We start from the raw sequence: 18218 nt of genomic DNA on the forward strand, positions 1-18218 counted from the left end.
AAGGGCATGGGGACATCTTCATCAGCTAAGGGGCGCAAGAGCACCAGCCCAATGGTCCCGCCGCACGCCGACGCCAATCCAGGCCAACCAGTGCCTGCGCCAGAGGGACAGCGGTTCCGGGGCTTTCGTACAGAGTTCGGCCGGGCTGTGGCCGGCGCCGGTGGCGGTTCGCTTTCAGCCGCGCTGGGCAAATATGCGCGAAACGCAACAGGAGGTGTCGCAGTCGGGCCGAGGCGGTTTGGTACTGCATACACGGCCGGCGGCGCGCTCGTCGGGGTGCTCAACGATCTTCAGCAAGGCGGGACTGGCGCTGAGTTTGCGGGAATAGACCTATCATCGCTCAATGGCCGTCCCTTGGCCGAGGCGATTCAGGCCATTGCGCAGGCACTCGCCCCGGAGAATGCAGACGCTGACCTCATCCGGATAGCGGTACAAGAGGCCTTGGCCGAAGTGTTGCCCGAGACCGCGTCGTTCGAACCTGCCGACCTTGACGACGATGCGTTGATCGCCGTCCTAATCGAGTTTTTCACGAGGATCATCTTTCAGGACATTGTCAACGACGCGGGCGACGCCTGGAACAAGGCTCCCGACCAGGATCGCACGATAGAGGCGGAGAACGAACTCTTCGACATTATCCATGCCGCGGTCGACCGGCACTTGTCGCCTGCTTTGGCCAACGGGATACAGAACATGACGCGGGCACAAGTTGAGGCGCAAGAGCGGCTAGCCATGGACGCCATCTGGGCCGAATGGGAGGGCAATGAGTGACGCTGTGCCGCTTTTTTTTGGACAAGAAGACTTTTCCCGCCGACTGCCCGCCCAATGAATTGCACGTTCTCCTTTATGGCGGTTCAGCCCCAATTGCAGGCGCCGTCGCCATCGGAAACCAGGTCAAAGACCTCTTTTTACGTTTCGGAGTGCAGCCGTCTGCGACGGCGGTGGATTTTGTATCTATCGCGCTTGCCGTCACTGCGGCCGACACATTCGTGCTGAGAGAGGACGCCGCGGACAGCTGGAGCAGGGATATCGAAATCTGCCTGCCGCTGAGAACTCCAGGACCGTGGAATGCGGTAAAACCCCGGCTCCAGCGTCTGCTCAGTTTTCTGAGCGGCGATCAGTGGCGTTTTCACTTTGAAGGCGGCGGAGAGGCTCCTCCCGTTCCCTCAGTCATCCGGCAGCATCAAAGTCGGATAAACCTTGTTGCCGGTGATCTCGTTTCTCTGTTCTCAGGCGGTCTGGACAGCACCATTGCTACGTTCCGCCTCGTCGAGGACAGCGCCCGCCCGATCCTGGTATCTCATGCCTACACCGGCGACAAATCGGTCCAAAACGGCATCGTTGGACGCTTGCCGCAGACCCTTCAACACGTATCGGTCAATGCCTGGCCAAACTCGGAGCGCACGTCGGAGATATCGATGCGCTCCCGAAGCTTTCTCTTCATAGCTATTGCTGCATTGGTTTGTGACGTGAAATCAAGGCTGGTTGGCGGCCGGCCGATCCCGCTGCAAGTCCCGGAAAACGGTCTGATTGCACTGAACGCACCACTTACGCCGAGACGGATCGGGTCGCACAGCACGCGGACGACGCATCCTTTTTTCTTAGACGGCGTCCAGGCTATTTTTGGGGTGGTCGGCATTCCGGCTACGATCGACAATCCATATGCGACCTGGACAAAAGGCCAGATGGTGCGATCGGTGAATGGCGTACAGCTTTTCCAAGCCATTGCCTCGGAAACGGTCTCGTGCGGGAAATGGAAGCGGGAGGGCCAACAATGCGGCCGCTGCGTTCCCTGTCTCATCAGGCGCGCGTCTCTCTACGAAGGCGACGTGGATGACAGGACACTCTACCAATCTGCCAGCCTTCTCGACGTGATGACCGTCGAGGATACTCGTGACGACCTGGTCGCCATGCTTACTGCCGTCAAACGCCTCGACGGTGCGAATCTTGACGCCTGGGTCGCCCAGTCAGGGCCTCTGCCTGCCGATATCGATCGCCGATCGGCCCTTGTCGATGTCCATCGACGCGGTCTAATGGAGGTCGGCAGATACCTCACGGACAGTGGCTTCAAGATGTGATCGATTTTCATTGCCATCTCGATCTCTATCGGTATCCCGAGCTTGCGGTCGAAGATGCGGACAAATCAGGGGCCTATGTCCTCTGCGTGACCACGACGCCAAAGGCGTGGAAGTCAACGTCAGCATTGTGCGCGAACCGGGCACGAATCCGCACAGCCTTGGGACTGCACCCCGAGCTCGCCCTTGAGCGCGAGGGGGAATTGCCCCTGTTCAGGCATTTTGCATCCGAGACAAGGTACTTTGGCGAAGTCGGCCTCGATGGCTCCGAGCACCTGCGAACCTCGAAGGCGGCTCAAGAGCGGGTTTTCTCCGCTATCTTGGCCATCGCAGCTGACCTCGGCGGCAAGATCCTGTCTATTCACAGCCGCCGAGCCGCTGACGAGGTTCTGGATTGTCTATCCAAACAGGCCGCGGCCGGCATTCCCATCTTGCATTGGTTCAGCGGATCTCAACGACAGCTTAGGCGGGCGGTCGACCAAGGGTGCTGGTTCAGCTGCGGCCCTTCCATGTTGAAGTCAGAAAATGGGAAGGCGATTGCAAGAGCCTTGCCGCGCAACCGCGTTCTCACGGAGACCGACGGTCCATTCGCTCTAGAAGGCAGCCGGCCACTTCAGCCAAGGGATTCCTGGCAAGCATTGAAGATGCTATCCGACATCTGGCAAATCCCCGAAGCGGAAGCCGCTGGAATTCTCAAAGACAATCTCGTGGCGCTGACAACGGGAAAGTCCTAACGGCGGACGGCGCTTTGGTCGGCCACTTCGAGGCTGAGCGATCTGCTTGCTTTTACCTCGCCGATGCGGGAGCTTTTGGGCCGGAATCCGACTGTCTGCTTATGGCTGCGGTTCCGGCTAAAGCTGCCGGTTTGCAGCCGACCCGATTGCGGCCGTCAGCGCCTCGCTTCCGCAACGACTGCCTCTGGCCCATACCTGATCTCCGGAACGTTCGCCTCACTGCAGGCTAGCCTTAAAGAATTCGCAGACTAGCGGGCAGGCTCAGAGGCCTGAGCACGCTTCCGCAACAGCCTAAGAGCCTTGCCATAACCTGTGTTTGATAGCCGATATCGCCTTGTTCCCTTAACGGGATCAACCTCGATCTCGTAGTACGCGTAGAAGTCTTGATTGAAATATCGACTGACGTTGTCTTTATGTTTTTGCGACTTTTCAGGCAGCAATTCGTTGATGACTTTTGCGATCTCCGACGTCGTGAACGATGGGCGATTCTCGTCATCCGCCCAGCGCGTCAGAAGGGCGATGAGAATTGCCTCTTCAAGTTTGAACCTAGGTTGCTGGCGTAGCTTTGGCAGCCATCTGTTTAGATCGGGTTCACCGAGAGGATCGCGGCCGACGTCGTTTTCGATTTCCTTGAGGTATTTCGATAGATCACCATCGTTTTCCCAAACGACGGTCCTCGGGTGCTTGGCAATGACCTCAAGTCCCATTCGTTTCTGCTGCTCGTCCCGGGATCGGAATCGAGCTATATCGTCGACATCCCCTGACCGACTACGTTTTACCATTCGGGCAAACCGCGCTGCCTCGGAACCGCTAACAAAAACAATTCGGAATTGCTTTCCATATTCACCAAGCTTTTCTACCAGCCAGTCGATCTCGCCGATCGATCGGAAGCCCGATATCACGCATGGGGATTCAAAGTCGGCCTCCAGATACTTGGCGATCGCCACGGCGGCGATTTCCGGCTTCTCTATCAGTGCCTGCTCCGCGAAATCACCTATTGAGATATGATCCGGAACATCGTGCCGCATGTAGTAGGCTAGATGCATGAAGTCGCTCGCCTCGACGTGAAGATAGTCGAAGGACCTAGCTAGGTACTGACTGGCCGTAGTCTTCCCGGCACATGTGTACCCACAAACTATGTAGTTCGTGTCTCGTTGCAAAGGTAGATGACGCTGCGGCGTGGGGATTCGAAGGAGTTTCCGTTCTTTGAGGAACTGGAAAAGCTTATTGAACGCCTTACGTCTAAAGTCGTACTTGTTCGCTTCGACGGTCGACAAACTCCCAAGCGGCCCCGACGCTCCGTCAGGCACAAACCACTTATTGAAGGTCTGGTTATCCAACCATGGATTGATGACATTCGTCGTGAATGTCTTTTCTTGTTTGACGATTTCTCCCGACTGATCGCCTGTAAATACAATATAGTCACCTACTTCCCACAGCTTCCTATAGTAGGAAGGGATGTGGAGCAGTACATCCGATCTAACAACTGCTCTCCGATTGCCGCCCGCTGCCTGGACTGACGCGTCTAGGGAACTGAACGTGGTTTCTCGCATCCAATACTTCACATCGAGACCAGGAACCTCCTCCGTTGGGGAACTGAGAGCGTCGACTGTCACAGACGTATCTTCGAGAATGAAAAAATGGCGGGGCGACAAGATTCTCGCCTTCCGCGCTTGTTGCACGGCACTTTCGTAGCTGGCCTTGAGCAGATCTTCGCGTGATTGCAGCCGAGGCTCTGTGTAACCAGCATGGTAGGTACGCTGATGGAAACCAAGGACGTTGATCGGCTCGCCTTCTGCGAGATAACGTGCGTGCGCCAATTTCGTTAGATTTGACGTGAAGAATGTCAGTGCCAGCATCTAAGAACTCGTCATGCGTCTTCCGCTGTTTTTGGGAACGGTCAAAAAGATATCAGCGTCAAGCTGCTCACTGTGAGCATAAACTCGTTTGAGTGAATCCGAAGAGGCAAAGAAATAGAGCAAAGGACCGAGGCTCGACATGCCCACACAATCGACGCCGAGTTCGCGTAGCGCTTTGGCTGTACGATCGATGTGCGGCGCGTACTCCGCGCGTTCGAGCCTTTTCCATTCGGTTTCCTGCATCGCACTGATCGCTTGGCAAAACGACGGATAGTCCCGCTCCATCAACGATGCGAGAACCTCGAATACTGCCACATAAGCGGCTTCGAACGACTTGGCCGAAGGCAGGGGGGTCGACCGGCGGAAGAAATCGATCTCTTCTTCCTGACTTTTAGGTTCGCATTTACGAGGTAAGCATAAACCTAGCGGCCATTCTGGGAGATTTTGGCGGTGCAGTTGAAGTGGCAAGGCGCCGGAAGCACCCATCGACGAAGGTACGAACTGGTGCGAAAGGCCGCCTACGATGCCTAAGTCGAACGCAAAGCCTCCATAAAAATAAGTTGATATCCCGACACCAGAAGTTCCGCCCCGGCGTGAGAGCCTAATCAGATCCTCCGTTCGCGCCGTTCGACGATTGACTTTGAGTAGGCCCTCAATACACGCAAGCTTAATGGCTGTACCCGAGCCCATCCCGAAATGGGTGAGCAGTGAGCCGGTGATCTCGAATGTCCCCGAGCTGGAGAGTTCTAGTTGTTGCTTTACATGTTCCAGTTGTTGGCGGAGGCGCTCAATCTCCTGCTCATGCATTGGCTTCTGCCTGCGATCAAGCACCACTGATCTCTGCGAGGATGTCGTTTTGATTGCCGCAGTAGGGCCCTCAACGGCGAACCCAAGACCCCCATTTTTCCTCGAAGCCCCCGCATGCATGGAGATCAGCCCAATGTGGACGCGCGGACTGATCTCGATGTTAACCGTCGGCACTATTATCCCAGCTGTCATTGAAGTAATCACGGTACTTGGTGGCGAATGGCTTGTCTGCAACCACATGAACGGCAGGCGCGTGTTTACTCTTGTCGCCGTCAAAAACAGGGCCGCCAACGAAAGCGCCGTCGACCATGACAAAGCTATGGCGCGCCTCATGGGGAAAGCGCTTGATTGCAAACCGGCCTTGAAATTTGTGTTTCAGCCGATCGATTTGTACAGACCTCGCATTGTACCGATTCTTCGCGTCCGGTGACATGAAATCATCGGTGGGGACCAGAACTTGGACTTGGAGTCGTTTGTTCGAATGAAGCCGGTCAAGCAGAACATGGTCGTCCGCGTCGGCATCCATAAAGTCGTCGATAAATCGCGTGGCCGAAGCACCCATGACTTTCACGGTGTCGCGGGCACCGGACAGTAGAGGCCCGTAGTAGGACTTTTCGTGTCTGTTCTCAAGCAGAGCCTCTACGCCCATCGCCCGATAATGCTCAAGCTTATTAAAGGCCGTGACCTGCGTGATAAGGCTGAATACATAGAGGACCAAGCCGGAAACCAGGCCGCTCACGATGCCCATCATTCGAGGATCATCGGTGTAGGTCAGCCAATACCAGGAGCCTACGGTCGAGATAAGACAAAATGCGACCAGGATCATCCACAATGGCACAACTGCAGTCAGTTGCTCGAATGACCTCATTTAGGCACCCCGATATAAAGCAACTCTCGTCTTTTCGATCTGCTAAGGGCGTGGCTGTGTTCGGTTGAATGGACCGATACGTTGGCAAACCTGCTCTCGAAGAACTCGCGAATGCTGGTTTCGTCTGGGTATGCCGCCTTCACATAGGAGAGCACCACCGTCGAATCCTTGTTGCGATCGATGAGGTCGAAGAGCTTTTCCTTGAAATGCTTCTTGCGGGACCAATCGGTAAAGTGCTTTGGCTCGGGCATCATGCCGATACTAGAGGCCGGCTCGATCAGATTTGACCACTCACCGTACTTCGAAAGGCCTTCCAGGAAGTGGTACCGCCGCCAGTAATTGTCCCTGTTGCGCCGTTCATCCTCCGCGACATACGGCGGGTCTAAGTAGACTAGGTCGTATCCGGGCTGCAACAGAGAGACGTCACCCGCAGGAAGTACGGTAACAGGGGGCAGGCGTTCCCTGCGATATGCAAGCAGCTCGGCGAATCCTTGCAACATGTGCTCCCGGAAACTCTTTTCCCAGGTCGTTGCGTTACCGAAGGATCGCTTGACTTCGCTTGCCGTTCTGATTGCGAGATTAGGCCGGTGGAAAAGGTTGAATGGCCGCTTCTTCAAACACGACTGATACAGGAGATAGAACAACAATGATCTGTCGGCGTCGGAAATCGTCATTTCGCCAATTAGCGTTGCAAAGCCATCGATCCATTCATTTTCCGGTGGAAGGAAGAAGATGTTCTCGAAATTTTTGGCAACCGTGCTTCTGATGGGCCGGACCGCATTGATGATAGAAATCAAGCGCTGTGCGGTGATCGTAGCGTCTTCCGTTAATAGCGTCCTGGCCACGTGAGTATTGAAATGGAAAGCGTCATGGTAGACGACCCGTTTCCTCATCGCCCGAAAAAGCTGAGATACGCTGCCGGTGCCGCCAAACGCGTCAAGTACCCTGTCAAATTCCAGCAGTTTTACGCTATCGAAGACCCAGGGAAGAAGCTTTCGCTTACTTCCATAGTACCGGGTCGTGGGGAATCGCGAAATCGAAGTCGTCACGGGCTCGATCGCGTAGACCTGCGAGGCAGATGGCGTAGCCGACGAAACGTGTTCTGGTTTCAGTTTCTGTTTTTGCATGCCGCACAATATCCGGGAACGAGCGCCAGCATAGATGGCGTCGCAGTGAAATCACAGCATAATCGCGCCGCAAAGCAGCAATCGTACGGCTGAATTGCATGGAGCCATCTGTATAGAGCGTTGGCTTCTGGCTGCGCACTAACGGCATATAAAAGTGGCTTGATGGTCGTCTGCTTTCGGGAGCGTGCCGCGGAGGATGTAACTTCCGCGATTAGGCGCTTTGCGGTCCGTCAGGAATGTCGCGCACGCCCTGCGCCTGGCACCACTCGAGGAACTGGCCGACATCCCAGCTTGGCAATGGAAGTCGTCTCCTTCGAACCGTGGTTCCGATGGCCTTTCAATCAGCGATTGCCGGGATCATGCTTGCCGCAGACCTGGTCAAGCATAGTGCGGGTTTTCCGATGAGTCCGACGACCAGCACTCGCGTGAATCTACCGCGCCCCCTTGGTTCTTACCTCCATGATCCGAAAGCCAAAGATTCCAGCGGCCGCTGCATCTGCAGCGATGAGGATTTCGTTGCCGCCTACAGGCTGAAATACGGCTGTGCCGTTGAACAGCTGAGCAATGGGTCCGCCTAAGAAAGATCTGAAGTTTTCGTTACCGCGGACGGCGCGCTGTCAAGCGCTCACCGATGTTTTCGACCACGATCGAGTGCCTGATGACAGTGCGGGGCGGATACTATGACACGCTCGGCCCGCTGCTTGCCAATGTCAGGCCCAGCACCCACGACAGAGATCCTTGAGCGACGGCTCGCCGTTAACGTTTTTTGTACTGTTATCTAGGTTCGACCATATTCGTCGTCGAAGCGAACGATATCATCCTCGGCGAGATAATCGCCGCTCTGCACTTCAATGATAACCAGGTCAATTCTGCCTGGGTTTTCGAGCCGATGCTTATGGCCGCAGGGGATGTAAGTAGATTCGTTTGTCCCCAGGAACAACTCCTGCTCGCCATTGACGATTTTGGCGGAGCCGCTGACCACGACCCAGTGCTCCGAACGATGATAGTGCATCTGCAGGCTCAACTGGCGACCGGGCTTCACCTCGATGCGTTTGATCTTGAAGCGCTCGCCTTCCTCCAGAACCGTATAGGTACCCCAGGGCCGGTGTACCGTGCTATGGACCAGATGAGCTTCATGTCCCGAAGCCTTGAGGCCCTCGAAGAGCTTCTTAACGTCCTGAACGCGGTCGCGGGATGTGACAAGCAAAGCGTCCGGGGAATCCACGATCACCAGATCGCTTACGCCCACCGTGCCGATGACGCGCTTGTCGGAGCTCACATAGGTGCCGGTCGTGTCGACCATGTGCACATCGCCGCGTATCCTGTTCCCGCTTTCGTCGGGGGCGATCAAATCGGCCATTGCGTTCCAAGATCCGATGTCGTTCCAATCCATGTCGCAGGGAATCACGGCAAGTCTGTTAGTCTTCTCCATGACAGCGTGGTCGAGCGAGATTCGCGGCGCGGAACCGAAATGCTCAGGCGCGAGTTCGATTTTGGCAAAGCCTTGGCATTGACTGGCGCGGCCGTTCTCGTAGCTGTCGGCGACGGCCTGGAGCACCTCGGGACAATGCAAAGCCATCTCGTCGAGCATGGTTTGCGCACTGAAGCAGAAGATGCCGGCGTTCCAGAAGAAGCGTTGAGACGCGACATAGGCTTTGGCTGTATCCAGATCCGGTTTTTCAACGAAACGGACGACGTTCTCACCATCTGCTTCGATGTAGCCGAATGCTGTGTCCGGTCTGGTTGGGGTGATGCCCAATGTGGCGATCCGCCCGAGCTTCGCATGTTCCATGGCCAGGCCCATGACGTCTAGAAACGCAGGCAGGTTGCCAATCAGGTGATCGGCCGGGAAGACGCACAGGATCGCGTCAGGGCCTTGCGTTGCCCTCGCATGGATCGCGGCTGCAGCCACGGCGGCGGCCGTATCCCGAGGTTCGGGCTCGAGCAGAAAGGTGCGTGGCAGGACCACGGAATCCAGTTCGTCAAATTCGTCCTTGGTCAGGAAGAGGTGTTCCCCGGATGTCACAGCGACGAGTTCCACGACACCTTCTATCGAAGCGACGCGCAGCACAGTGTGCTGAATGAGAGAATATCCATCCGCTACTTTGAGGAAAGGTTTGGGGTGCGATTGCCTTGAGGCGGGCCATAGCCGCGATCCGGCTCCGCCGCTGATGATCACGGGAATGACTTTCATAACCAACCTCAATCTCGTCTCTGGAGTGATCGCCCGCGTTGTTTCGAGCGTCAGCGTCACGATCGCCGTCGCTCTGGCTTGTCTGCGGCCGCGCGTAACAGCGAAGTTCTGGTGCGTTGCAGGCGGCGTCAGATGACGACGCTATCGGTAATGTACGACGCCTCCACTGATGCCTGTTGGTTGCCTCTGCCGAATTGCGCAGGTGGCGGGTCTTAACTGAGATCAGAGACTTGGCTGTCTTCTATCAAAGTCAAACGACTTGGCTCCTTCAGATCGAATTCAATTACCCGTGGTGCGAATAGACGTGCATATCGTGTAAAGGCGCTCGTCGGGGGAAACCGAATTACGGTATCGCAGCGCGCGAGAAGATACATCTCAACGAGGGCGGAAATTCCGCCGTCAATCCCGAGTGCTGCAGTGTGTAAGGGGCCACCTTGATTGGATCCGAAGTGCTTCGGGACAGTGAGCAGATCGGGAAACCTGGCCGCCAGAAGATCCAGTATCCGCGCGCTGTCCGTGCATAAGAACAGCCGCACAGGCCTGGGGTGCGGTAACGCCTTAGCCTTGTCAATTGCAGCGCACACTTGCCGAACGGCGAGCTCCGGATCGGCCCAGTAGGGCGCATGCTCCATGATGTCTTCACCGTTACCGTGCCGAACATGAATCCCGATGATGCTGCGCCCCTCAAAACATTCCTGATAAATGGCATCTATGCGGGCTTGAATTTCTGGCCGAGGCTGGACACTCTGGAACACCTGCCGCTCTGCATCCTCATCGCACCGCCACATCAGACAAGCGTCACACACTACTGTGTTCGCTTCGACATCGTGTTCGGCCTGAAAGAGCTCGCCCAACTCATCGCGCTCTTGGAAAATCTGCTCATCTGGCCGGTAAAGGCACTCGATCGCCGGCCTGTTCCACCACTCCGGGAAGAATGGACCAGGGAAGGAAACGTCGTTGATCCGGTCGTCGGAAATAGCCGGCACGCCAGCGATGTCATTGATCGGCTGGAAGAACACCGGAAACGCATTTGTGAAGGGTTGGTCGAGGTAGCAGGCCCCCCGCCAGTCGATGACTAGAGTTCGTCCCGACCGCTGCGCGTAGCGCCAAGCGGCCGCCAACGACCACAGACAATCACCGAACCCCGTACGCCTCCGAGAGACGACGAACCGGCGCTTTTCCAATCCACTAACATGCATTTTCGGAAATCTCGTTTCGGAGAGGAGGTTGCATCCGGCTTGGAATCCTTAGTCGACACTAGTAGACCCTGACGCCGGGCGCTTGGCAGAGGCCGGGCCGTAGGGCAGAAGAGCTCCCTCAGCACTGCCCACTTATCCCTCTCGCACAGCTTGAAGCCGATGCCCTCGCTTCCGGTTCAGCCTTCTCTAATGGGCTTCCGCGGCATATGTAAAATCTATTGAGTGGATGCCGGCCATCCATGTGTTGGATGCCATGATGAAGGGGCTCGGCTGACGCGGGCCCGGCCAATAGAGCCGAAACAGCCGGGAAACGCTGCGACACTGCCTGCCGAAGCAAATCATTCCGTCGACGCCAGACGCCAAGGGTGCAAGGCTGCATACAGCAACCGGTACCGGGCGAGATGAGGTCGACAGCTCGACGCGCCTGGAACCAGCTGATCGACAGAATCTGCAGTCTGCTCCCAAAGTTCTGCACGACCTGTGCCGGATGCTGTGGTGAGGGCTCGCGGCCACGAACTTTGTCCTCGGTCCGAACGGAAGCTCGGGACCTACGACTCCGGGCCGGCGATGCGCCCCGGCTGCTCGGTCAGACCATCCATTCTGTGGATGCACTTTATCCAAACAATCGATTTCACTGATCCAAACAATTCCCATTAGAAGACGCTGAAGCAAGAAAGAAGGCGTCCTCACTCGCTGATAGATGAGCAAATCAGCTGCAAGGTGCTTGGAGTACAGTCGCTCGCGGCGTGAGCTGAGCGGCACTCTGACCGCATGTACGAATCCCAGTTAGCGGCGCAACTCTATTTTGCTGTGACTCCAAGCAAGAGCAGGTGTGCTCGGCTGGCAGACTGTCAATGACGAGCTTCGCGCCGCATCTGTCGAAGTGCTCCATAGGGCACGGGGCGGGCCGCACATTGTGTCGGCGTGGCGACCCGGAGCCGAAACTTTAAGCTTTAGATAGAGCAGGAATAGAATGGGCGATAGCAGAAAAGTTGCTCTTATTACGGGCATAACTGGACAGGATGGTGCCTATCTTGCCCGTCTTCTTCTCAAAAAAGGCTACATCGTTCATGGGATTAAGCGACGTTCCTCTTCCTTCAACACGGGTCGTATCGAAGACCTCTACCAAGACCCGCACGAATCCGATCCGCGCCTGATCTTGCATTACGGTGACCTCACTGATTCGACTAACCTCATCCGCGTGGTTCAGGAATCTCAGCCAGACGAAATTTACAACTTGGCTGCTCAGAGCCACGTGCAGGTGTCGTTCGAAACACCTGAATACACAGCAAACGCGGACGGTATCGGTACATTGCGACTTCTTGAGGCGATTCGCCTGCTCGGTCTGACGGACAAGACCCGCTTCTATCAAGCCTCGACTTCGGAGCTATACGGCCTCGTGCAGTCCGTACCGCAGAACGAAACGACGCCCTTTTATCCGCGCAGCCCTTACGCCGCCGCCAAGCTCTACGCCTACTGGATGGTCGTCAATTATCGCGAGGGCTATGGTATGCACGCTTCCAACGGCATTCTTTTTAATCACGAAAGCCCCCTTCGTGGCGAAACTTTTGTGACGCGCAAGATCAGCCGCGCTGCCGCTGCTATCTACCTGGGCAAGCAGGACAAGCTTTATCTCGGCAATCTCGATGCTCAACGCGATTGGGGCCATGCGCGTGAGTACGTGCGAGGTATGTGGATGATGATACAGCAGGATCAACCGGATGATTACGTGCTGGCTACGGGCAAAACGACTCCTGTCCGCCAATTCGTCGAGTGGGCTTTCGAAGATATCGGCGTCGAGATCGAATGGCGTGGCAAGGGTGTCGGCGAAAAGGGCTATGATGTAGCGAGCGGCAGATGCCTAGTCCAAGTGGACCCACGCTACTTCCGCCCCACGGAAGTCGATCTTCTCCTGGGTGACGCTACCAAGGCGAAGGAGAAGCTCGGCTGGGTGCATGAGACATCCGTGCGCGAGCTTGCTGCGGAAATGGTGCGCGAAGACCTGAAGGTCATGCAGACATCTGTAGTCATGAAGGAAGCGTAATGTATGATCTGAACGGAAAAACCGTGTGGGTCGCTGGCCACAAAGGTATGGTGGGCAGCGCTGTTGTACGCCGACTCGCGTCTGAAGACTGCAAAGTTGTGGCCGCCCCTCGGGGAGAGCTAGACCTCAAGCGACAGACCGAGGTTGAAAACTTCGTGGCAGTGATGAAACCGGACGCTATCATTATGGCGGCGGCAAAGGTAGGTGGTATTCTCGCGAACGCCACCTATCCGGTCGACTTTCTTTACGACAATCTGATGATCGAGGCCAATATCTTCGCGGCAGCCCACGAAAACAATGTCGACCGCGTCCTCTTCCTCGGCTCGTCTTGCATCTATCCGAAGATGGCACCACAGCCCATTCCTGAAAGCGCGCTTTTGACCGGGCCACTAGAGCGCACCAACGAATGCTACGCCGTCGCCAAGATCACCGGCATCAAAATGGCTCAAGCCTATCGCGAGCAATATGGGCGCGATTACATCTCCGCTATGCCGACGAATCTCTACGGGCCAGGCGACAATTATGACTTGCAGTCAGGCCACGTCGTCCCAGCGCTGATCCGGAAAGCGCATGAAGCTAAGCTCATAAGTGATAAGCAAATCACCATCTGGGGCACGGGCACACCACGTCGGGAATTCATGCACGTCGACGACTGCGCCGACGCATTAGTCTTCCTTCTGAAGAACTACTCTGACCATGATCACGTCAATCTCGGCTGCGGACAGGACATCACGATCCTAGAGCTGACAAGAATGATCTGCCGTGTAGTCGGATTTACTGGGGAGATTGCGCATGATCACTCTAGACCTGACGGTACACCGCGAAAGCTGATGAGCGTCGACAAGCTGCGCACTTTGGGATGGGCAGCAAAGATCACTCTCATGGAAGGCATCGAGAGTGTCTATCATGCATTTCTAAACGGGAGCTACACCGAACGGCGATAGATAAGAGGATTTGCTGCGTCTCAGGCCTGTACGCGCTTTCGGGACCCAGAGCTAATGTAGACTGAGACAATCACTCGATGGCGATAGCGCTCATGTGAGCCAGCCGCGAGGAGCCCCGCCGGACCCGGACCCCATCCGCTCCAACCTCGTCCTTGAAGGTCACGGTGCGCTGCCCACGCCGACGCCGACTGCGTCAATCCTCACAAGGGTAACCGTCGATAACCGAACGCGTCTACGGTAACCGAATGTACTTCTTGTTCTCGTCCGAGGGATCTGTCGATGGGCATTCCGGACGAGCCAAAGTTTGAGCATGTTACCTTCAAAACCCGGTTAGCAACGTCGGATTTGGTATGAAATTCGGAACAAGTGGATTACGGGGCCTGGCGACAGAATTGGCAGGAGCCGCCTCTGCTCTATATGCAACGGCATTCGCGACATTCCTGCTGGAATCCGGCCTGGCCAGAATTGGCGACGAGATACTCATAGGGCGCGACTTTCGCGCCTCGAGTCCGGCCATCGCCGCCGTCTGTGCGGCGGCACTGTCCGCGCTCGGCTTCATCGTAGTCGATTGCGGCGCAGTCCCCACCCCTGCCCTGGCACTGTATGCTCAGGCGCGTAAGAGTGGTTGTTTGATGATCACAGGCTCGCACATTCCGGCCGACCGTAATGGAATAAAATTCTATCGACCCGACGGTGAGATCGACAAGGGTGATGAGCGGGAGATAACGCGCATCGCCTTGCAGTTGGAGAAGCGCGGATACGTCCTTGAAGGTGCTGTTGCACGTCGGCAGCACCGGGAGGCCGAATGCAAGGCCTTTTTCATGGCGCGCAATCGAAAGCTTATGGAGATTAATGCTCTAAAGGGCTTAACGGTGGGCGTATATCAGCACAGCACAGTCGCGCGCGATCTCTTGGTTGACATTCTCTCATATCACTGTGCGACGGTCGTAACCCTGGGACGTTCGGAAGGTTTCATTCCTGTCGACACTGAAGCGGTCTCTGACGAGACTGCTCAACAGTTCAAGCTCTGGGCCAAAGAGCATCGGCTTGATGCGGTCGTCTCGGCAGATGGCGATGGTGACCGCCCACTGGTAGCTGACGACCACGGAGACCCCCTTCGCGGTGATTTGTTAGGCCTGATTTCGGCGAACTTCCTGCAAGCGAAGGCAGTCGTCACGCCGGTCACATCAAACTCTGGTATCGAGACCGCAGGTTCTTTTAAAGTCGTGCGTACCAACGTTGGATCGCCATTTGTTATTGCTGCCATGCTCGATTTGGTTGCGTCGGGTCACGAGCGCGTGGTTGGTTTCGAAGCAAACGGTGGTTTATTGACAGGCACGGACTTTGACCCGAACGGAACTAAACTGCCGGCGCTACCTACACGCGACAGTTTTCTCCCCATCCTCGCGGCACTTTCCCTTGTTAATACAAGTGGGCAGCCACTGTCGGAGATTGGCCGTTCCTTTCAATTGCCGGCGGCGGCGGCGGATCGCTTGGAAAATTTTTCCGTCGAAAGCAGCACTCGCCTCATGACATACCTTCGTACAGCGGAAACTAACATCGCCGCCTTCGTCGGGTCGATTGGAGTGGTAAGCAAGGTTAGCGATGTTGACGGACTTCGTATCACTCTCGCGGATAAGCGTGTCTTGCATTTGCGTCCATCCGGAAATGCCCCGGAAATGCGGTGCTACGTCGAAGCCGAAAATCGGGAGGATGCGGAGCTTTTGCTCCGGACTGGATTGGATCGAATTCGTAATTGGGCGCAAGGCTAAATAAAAGCCGCCTCCCTGCGTATTCCCAGGTGACCCTGGGGGTCGCACAAGCTACTCAAGCGCGATCAGAACGTCCACAGTGTCCCGGCCCTGTCCGCTTTGAAGCGAACCGGAACGCCCGTGGAAACAGCCGATCCGTACCAGCCACGGAGCATCCGGTCGCTCATGATCTAGGCAGCGCCTTGCGGTAGCGAACAGCCGGTCCCGCACTGACCGCCTGCGCCGCATGTACGATGGCGTTGGTGTCCAGGCCGTGGTGACGGTATAGGTCCGCAATAGTCCCCGTCTGGCCGAACTGCTCGACCCCGAGCGCCTTCACGCGATGCCCGTTAACCCCACCGAGCCACGCGAGCGTCGCCGGGTGGCCGTCGATCACGGTGACGATGCCGCAGTCACGCGATAGCGGCGCGAGCAGCCGCTCGATATGACTCAGGGCGCCAATCGCGCCACGCTGCCGGGCACGTTCCGCCGCCTGCCAGCCCGCATTAAGCCGGTCCGCGGAGGTGATCGCGAGCAGCCCGACATCGCGCCGGTCCTCCGCCAGAAGACCCGTCGCGGCAATCGCCTCCGACGCGACGACGCCTTGATAAGCAATGACGACACTCGCGTTGGGCCCAGGCGGACGCAGCCAATAGGCGCCATTGACGATGTCCCGCGCGAGCGCCGGGTTCATGTCGCGCAGCGGCTGCTCGAGCGGCCGGGTTGACAGGCGAAGATAGACCGATCCTCCGGTCTGATCACGCAGCCACGTCATCTCATCCGGATCCCCCTCGCCATTACGTTGCATGTAATCGAAGGCAAAGCGCATGATCACGGACAGTTCGTCGACGAAGGCCGGTTCGAAGGCGCAAAGCCCATCCTGCGCCATGCCGATCAATGGGGTGCCGATCGACTGGTGTGCTCCGCCCTCGGGCGCTAGCGTCACGCCCGAGGGCGTTGCGACCAGCATGAAGCGCGCATCCTGATAGCAGGCGTAGTTTAGCTGGTCGGCCGATCGGTAGATGAAGGGATCATAGACTGTCCCGATCGGCAGCAGGCGCACGCCATTGATCGAGTGCGAGAGACCGAGTGCCCCGAGCATGATCATCAGGTTCGACTCGGCGATCCCGAGCTCGAGGTGCTGCCCCTTCGGCCCAAATTCCCAGGTAAAGGTCGACGGAATGCGTTCGGCCTTGAAGGTGTCCGCCATGGTCTCCCGGGCGAAAAGGCCGCGCCGGTTGACCCAGCCACCGAGATTGGTCGAGACCGTCACATCGGGCGAGGTGGTGACAATGCGGTCGGCAAGCAGACTGCGCTCGCGTGCGATGTCGTTCAGGATCTGGCCGAACCCCATCTGGGTCGAGAGCGGCTTGCCGGGCTGCCCCGGTGACGGAAGGGTTTCAGGCACCGGCACCGACGGCGCAGACAGCCTCCTACGCCCCTCACTGAAGAACGGCGCCTTTGCGAAGAAGGCGTCAAGTTCCGCTTCCGGCAAGGTGGCGGCCGCCCATTTGTCCCACTCCTCACCCCGCTTTACGCCCATTTGCAGGCGGTAGTCTTCCATCTGCGTGGGCGTCATCTGCCCCGCGTGGTTGTCCTTGTGTCCGGCAAGCGGCAGACCGTAGCCCTTGATGGTGTAACAGATGAAGCAGACGGGACGGTCATGCCTGGACGCCGCCTCGAAGGCTTCGAGGAGGCTCGGCATGTCATGCCCGCCAAGGTTCGTCATCAACGCCTGCAACTCGTCGTCGGAGCGGCGTTCGATCAGAGTGGTGACCGGCCCTTGGTCTCCGATCTCGTCGAGCAGCCGCTTGCGCCAGGCAGCACCCCCTTGGAAGGTCAGCGCCGAATAGAGCTGGTTCGGACAGCGCTCTATCCACTCGAGCAGCTTCTCGCCCCCCGGCTCGGCAAAGGCAGCCTCTTGCAGAGCGCCGTGGCGCAGGACCATCACGTCCCAGCCGAAGTTGCGAAAAATCTGCTCGAAACGCTGCCAGAGGCCCTCCCGGATCACGGCGTCGAGCGACTGGCGATTGTAGTCGACCACCCACCAGCAGTTCCTGAGCCCGTGCTTCCAGCCTTCGATCAGGGCCTCGTAGATGTTGCCCTCATCCATCTCGGCGTCGCCGATCAGGCTGACCATTCGGCCCTCGGCACGCTCCTTCATCCAGCCGTGACCCGAGACGTAGTCCTGCACCAGCGACGAGAACAGCGTCTGAGCAACGCCGAGACCCACCGACCCGGTCGAGAAGTCGACATCGTCGACATCCTTCGTCCGCGAAGGGTAGCTCTGCGCGCCCTTGTAGCCGCGGAAGTTCATGAGCTTTTCCGGGGTCTGGTTGCCCGCCAGATACTGAAGTGCATGGAAGATCGGCGCCGCATGGGGTTTGACCGCCACCCGATCCTGCGGGCGCAGGACCGAACCGTAGAGCGCGGTCATGATGGTACTCAGCGACGCGGACGAGGCCTGATGCCCCCCGACCTTGATCTCATCGCCCTCGCGGACGTGGTTGGCGTGGTGGATCGTCCAGGCTGCGAGCCAGGAGACGCAGCGCTCGATCTCGTTCAGATATTCCAGTTTCCTCGTCATTCAGTTTCCCGCAAATCAGCTGCCGGTCTCAC

Annotated in this window: 13 protein-coding genes; 6 read left to right on the top strand and 7 right to left on the bottom strand. The window is 57.3% G+C overall.

The window, feature by feature from the left end; all coding sequences use genetic code 11:
- The first annotated feature begins 51 nt into the window (after positions 1-51).
- From NLY42_RS00070 to qatD, 3 genes are read left to right on the top strand one after another with little or no spacing between them, the layout of a single operon-like run.
- Positions 52-768 carry a Qat anti-phage system associated protein QatB gene (locus tag NLY42_RS00070; RefSeq protein ID WP_023756358.1) on the top strand — a complete coding sequence of 239 codons (717 nt, stop codon included), beginning with the start codon at positions 52-54 and terminating at the stop codon, positions 766-768.
- Positions 765-2075, top strand: coding sequence for a Qat anti-phage system QueC-like protein QatC (qatC, locus tag NLY42_RS00075; protein ID WP_023685508.1), 1311 nt, complete (start codon positions 765-767; stop codon positions 2073-2075). The genes NLY42_RS00070 and qatC overlap by 4 nt, the downstream gene beginning before the upstream one ends.
- The gene (gene qatD / locus NLY42_RS00080) at positions 2072-2806 is read left to right on the top strand and encodes a Qat anti-phage system TatD family nuclease QatD (protein ID WP_023753792.1); all 735 of its coding nucleotides are present in this window, start codon (positions 2072-2074) and stop codon (positions 2804-2806) included. The genes qatC and qatD overlap by 4 nt, the downstream gene beginning before the upstream one ends.
- Before the next feature lie 248 nt (positions 2807-3054).
- Here the strand turns inward: qatD and NLY42_RS00085 are convergent, their stop codons facing one another.
- The 6 genes from NLY42_RS00085 to NLY42_RS00110 all read right to left on the bottom strand — a co-directional run bounded on the left by NLY42_RS00085 (position 3055) and on the right by NLY42_RS00110 (position 10860).
- The gene (locus tag NLY42_RS00085) at positions 3055-4665 is read right to left on the bottom strand and encodes a non-canonical purine NTP pyrophosphatase (protein ID WP_023753791.1); all 1611 of its coding nucleotides are present in this window, start codon (positions 4663-4665) and stop codon (positions 3055-3057) included.
- Positions 4666-5712, bottom strand: coding sequence for a beta-ribofuranosylaminobenzene 5'-phosphate synthase family protein (locus tag NLY42_RS00090; protein WP_348528064.1), 1047 nt, complete (start codon positions 5710-5712; stop codon positions 4666-4668).
- Entirely contained in the window at positions 5633-6340 is a 708-nt protein-coding gene (locus tag NLY42_RS00095) for a hypothetical protein (protein WP_023753789.1), read from the bottom strand. Before NLY42_RS00095 ends, NLY42_RS00090 begins: the two co-directional genes overlap by 80 nt.
- A complete protein-coding gene (locus tag NLY42_RS00100) occupies positions 6337-7467 on the bottom strand; it encodes a DNA adenine methylase (protein ID WP_023753788.1) in 1131 nt (376 codons plus the stop codon). Before NLY42_RS00100 ends, NLY42_RS00095 begins: the two co-directional genes overlap by 4 nt.
- 778 nt (positions 7468-8245) lie before the next feature.
- Entirely contained in the window at positions 8246-9661 is a 1416-nt protein-coding gene (locus NLY42_RS00105; RefSeq protein ID WP_023753786.1) for a mannose-1-phosphate guanylyltransferase/mannose-6-phosphate isomerase, read from the bottom strand.
- A gap of 212 nt (positions 9662-9873) precedes the next feature.
- On the bottom strand, positions 9874-10860 hold the full coding sequence (locus NLY42_RS00110; protein WP_023753785.1) for a nodulation protein NodZ: 987 nt from the start codon (positions 10858-10860) through the stop codon (positions 9874-9876).
- Between the two features lie 973 nt (positions 10861-11833).
- Here NLY42_RS00110 and gmd point away from each other — a divergent pair.
- The 3 genes from gmd (at position 11834) to NLY42_RS00125 (ending at position 15620) form a co-directional block, all read left to right on the top strand.
- Positions 11834-12904: a GDP-mannose 4,6-dehydratase gene (gene gmd, locus NLY42_RS00115; RefSeq protein ID WP_023692482.1), complete on the top strand. Its 1071-nt coding sequence runs from the start codon at positions 11834-11836 to the stop codon at positions 12902-12904.
- Positions 12904-13848 carry a GDP-L-fucose synthase gene (gene fcl, locus NLY42_RS00120; RefSeq protein WP_023753784.1) on the top strand — a complete coding sequence of 315 codons (945 nt, stop codon included), beginning with the start codon at positions 12904-12906 and terminating at the stop codon, positions 13846-13848. The genes gmd and fcl overlap by 1 nt, the downstream gene beginning before the upstream one ends.
- 350 nt (positions 13849-14198) lie before the next feature.
- Positions 14199-15620: a phosphomannomutase gene (locus tag NLY42_RS00125; protein ID WP_023753783.1), complete on the top strand. Its 1422-nt coding sequence runs from the start codon at positions 14199-14201 to the stop codon at positions 15618-15620.
- 163 nt (positions 15621-15783) lie between these two features.
- On the opposite strand, the gene NLY42_RS00130 is transcribed toward NLY42_RS00125, so the two are convergent.
- Positions 15784-18186 carry a transketolase gene (locus NLY42_RS00130; protein WP_023753782.1) on the bottom strand — a complete coding sequence of 801 codons (2403 nt, stop codon included), beginning with the start codon at positions 18184-18186 and terminating at the stop codon, positions 15784-15786.
- Between the last annotated feature and the right edge of the window lie 32 nt (positions 18187-18218).

The organism is Mesorhizobium sp. C372A, from assembly GCF_030323245.1.
Classification (GTDB): Bacteria; Pseudomonadota; Alphaproteobacteria; order Rhizobiales; family Rhizobiaceae; genus Mesorhizobium.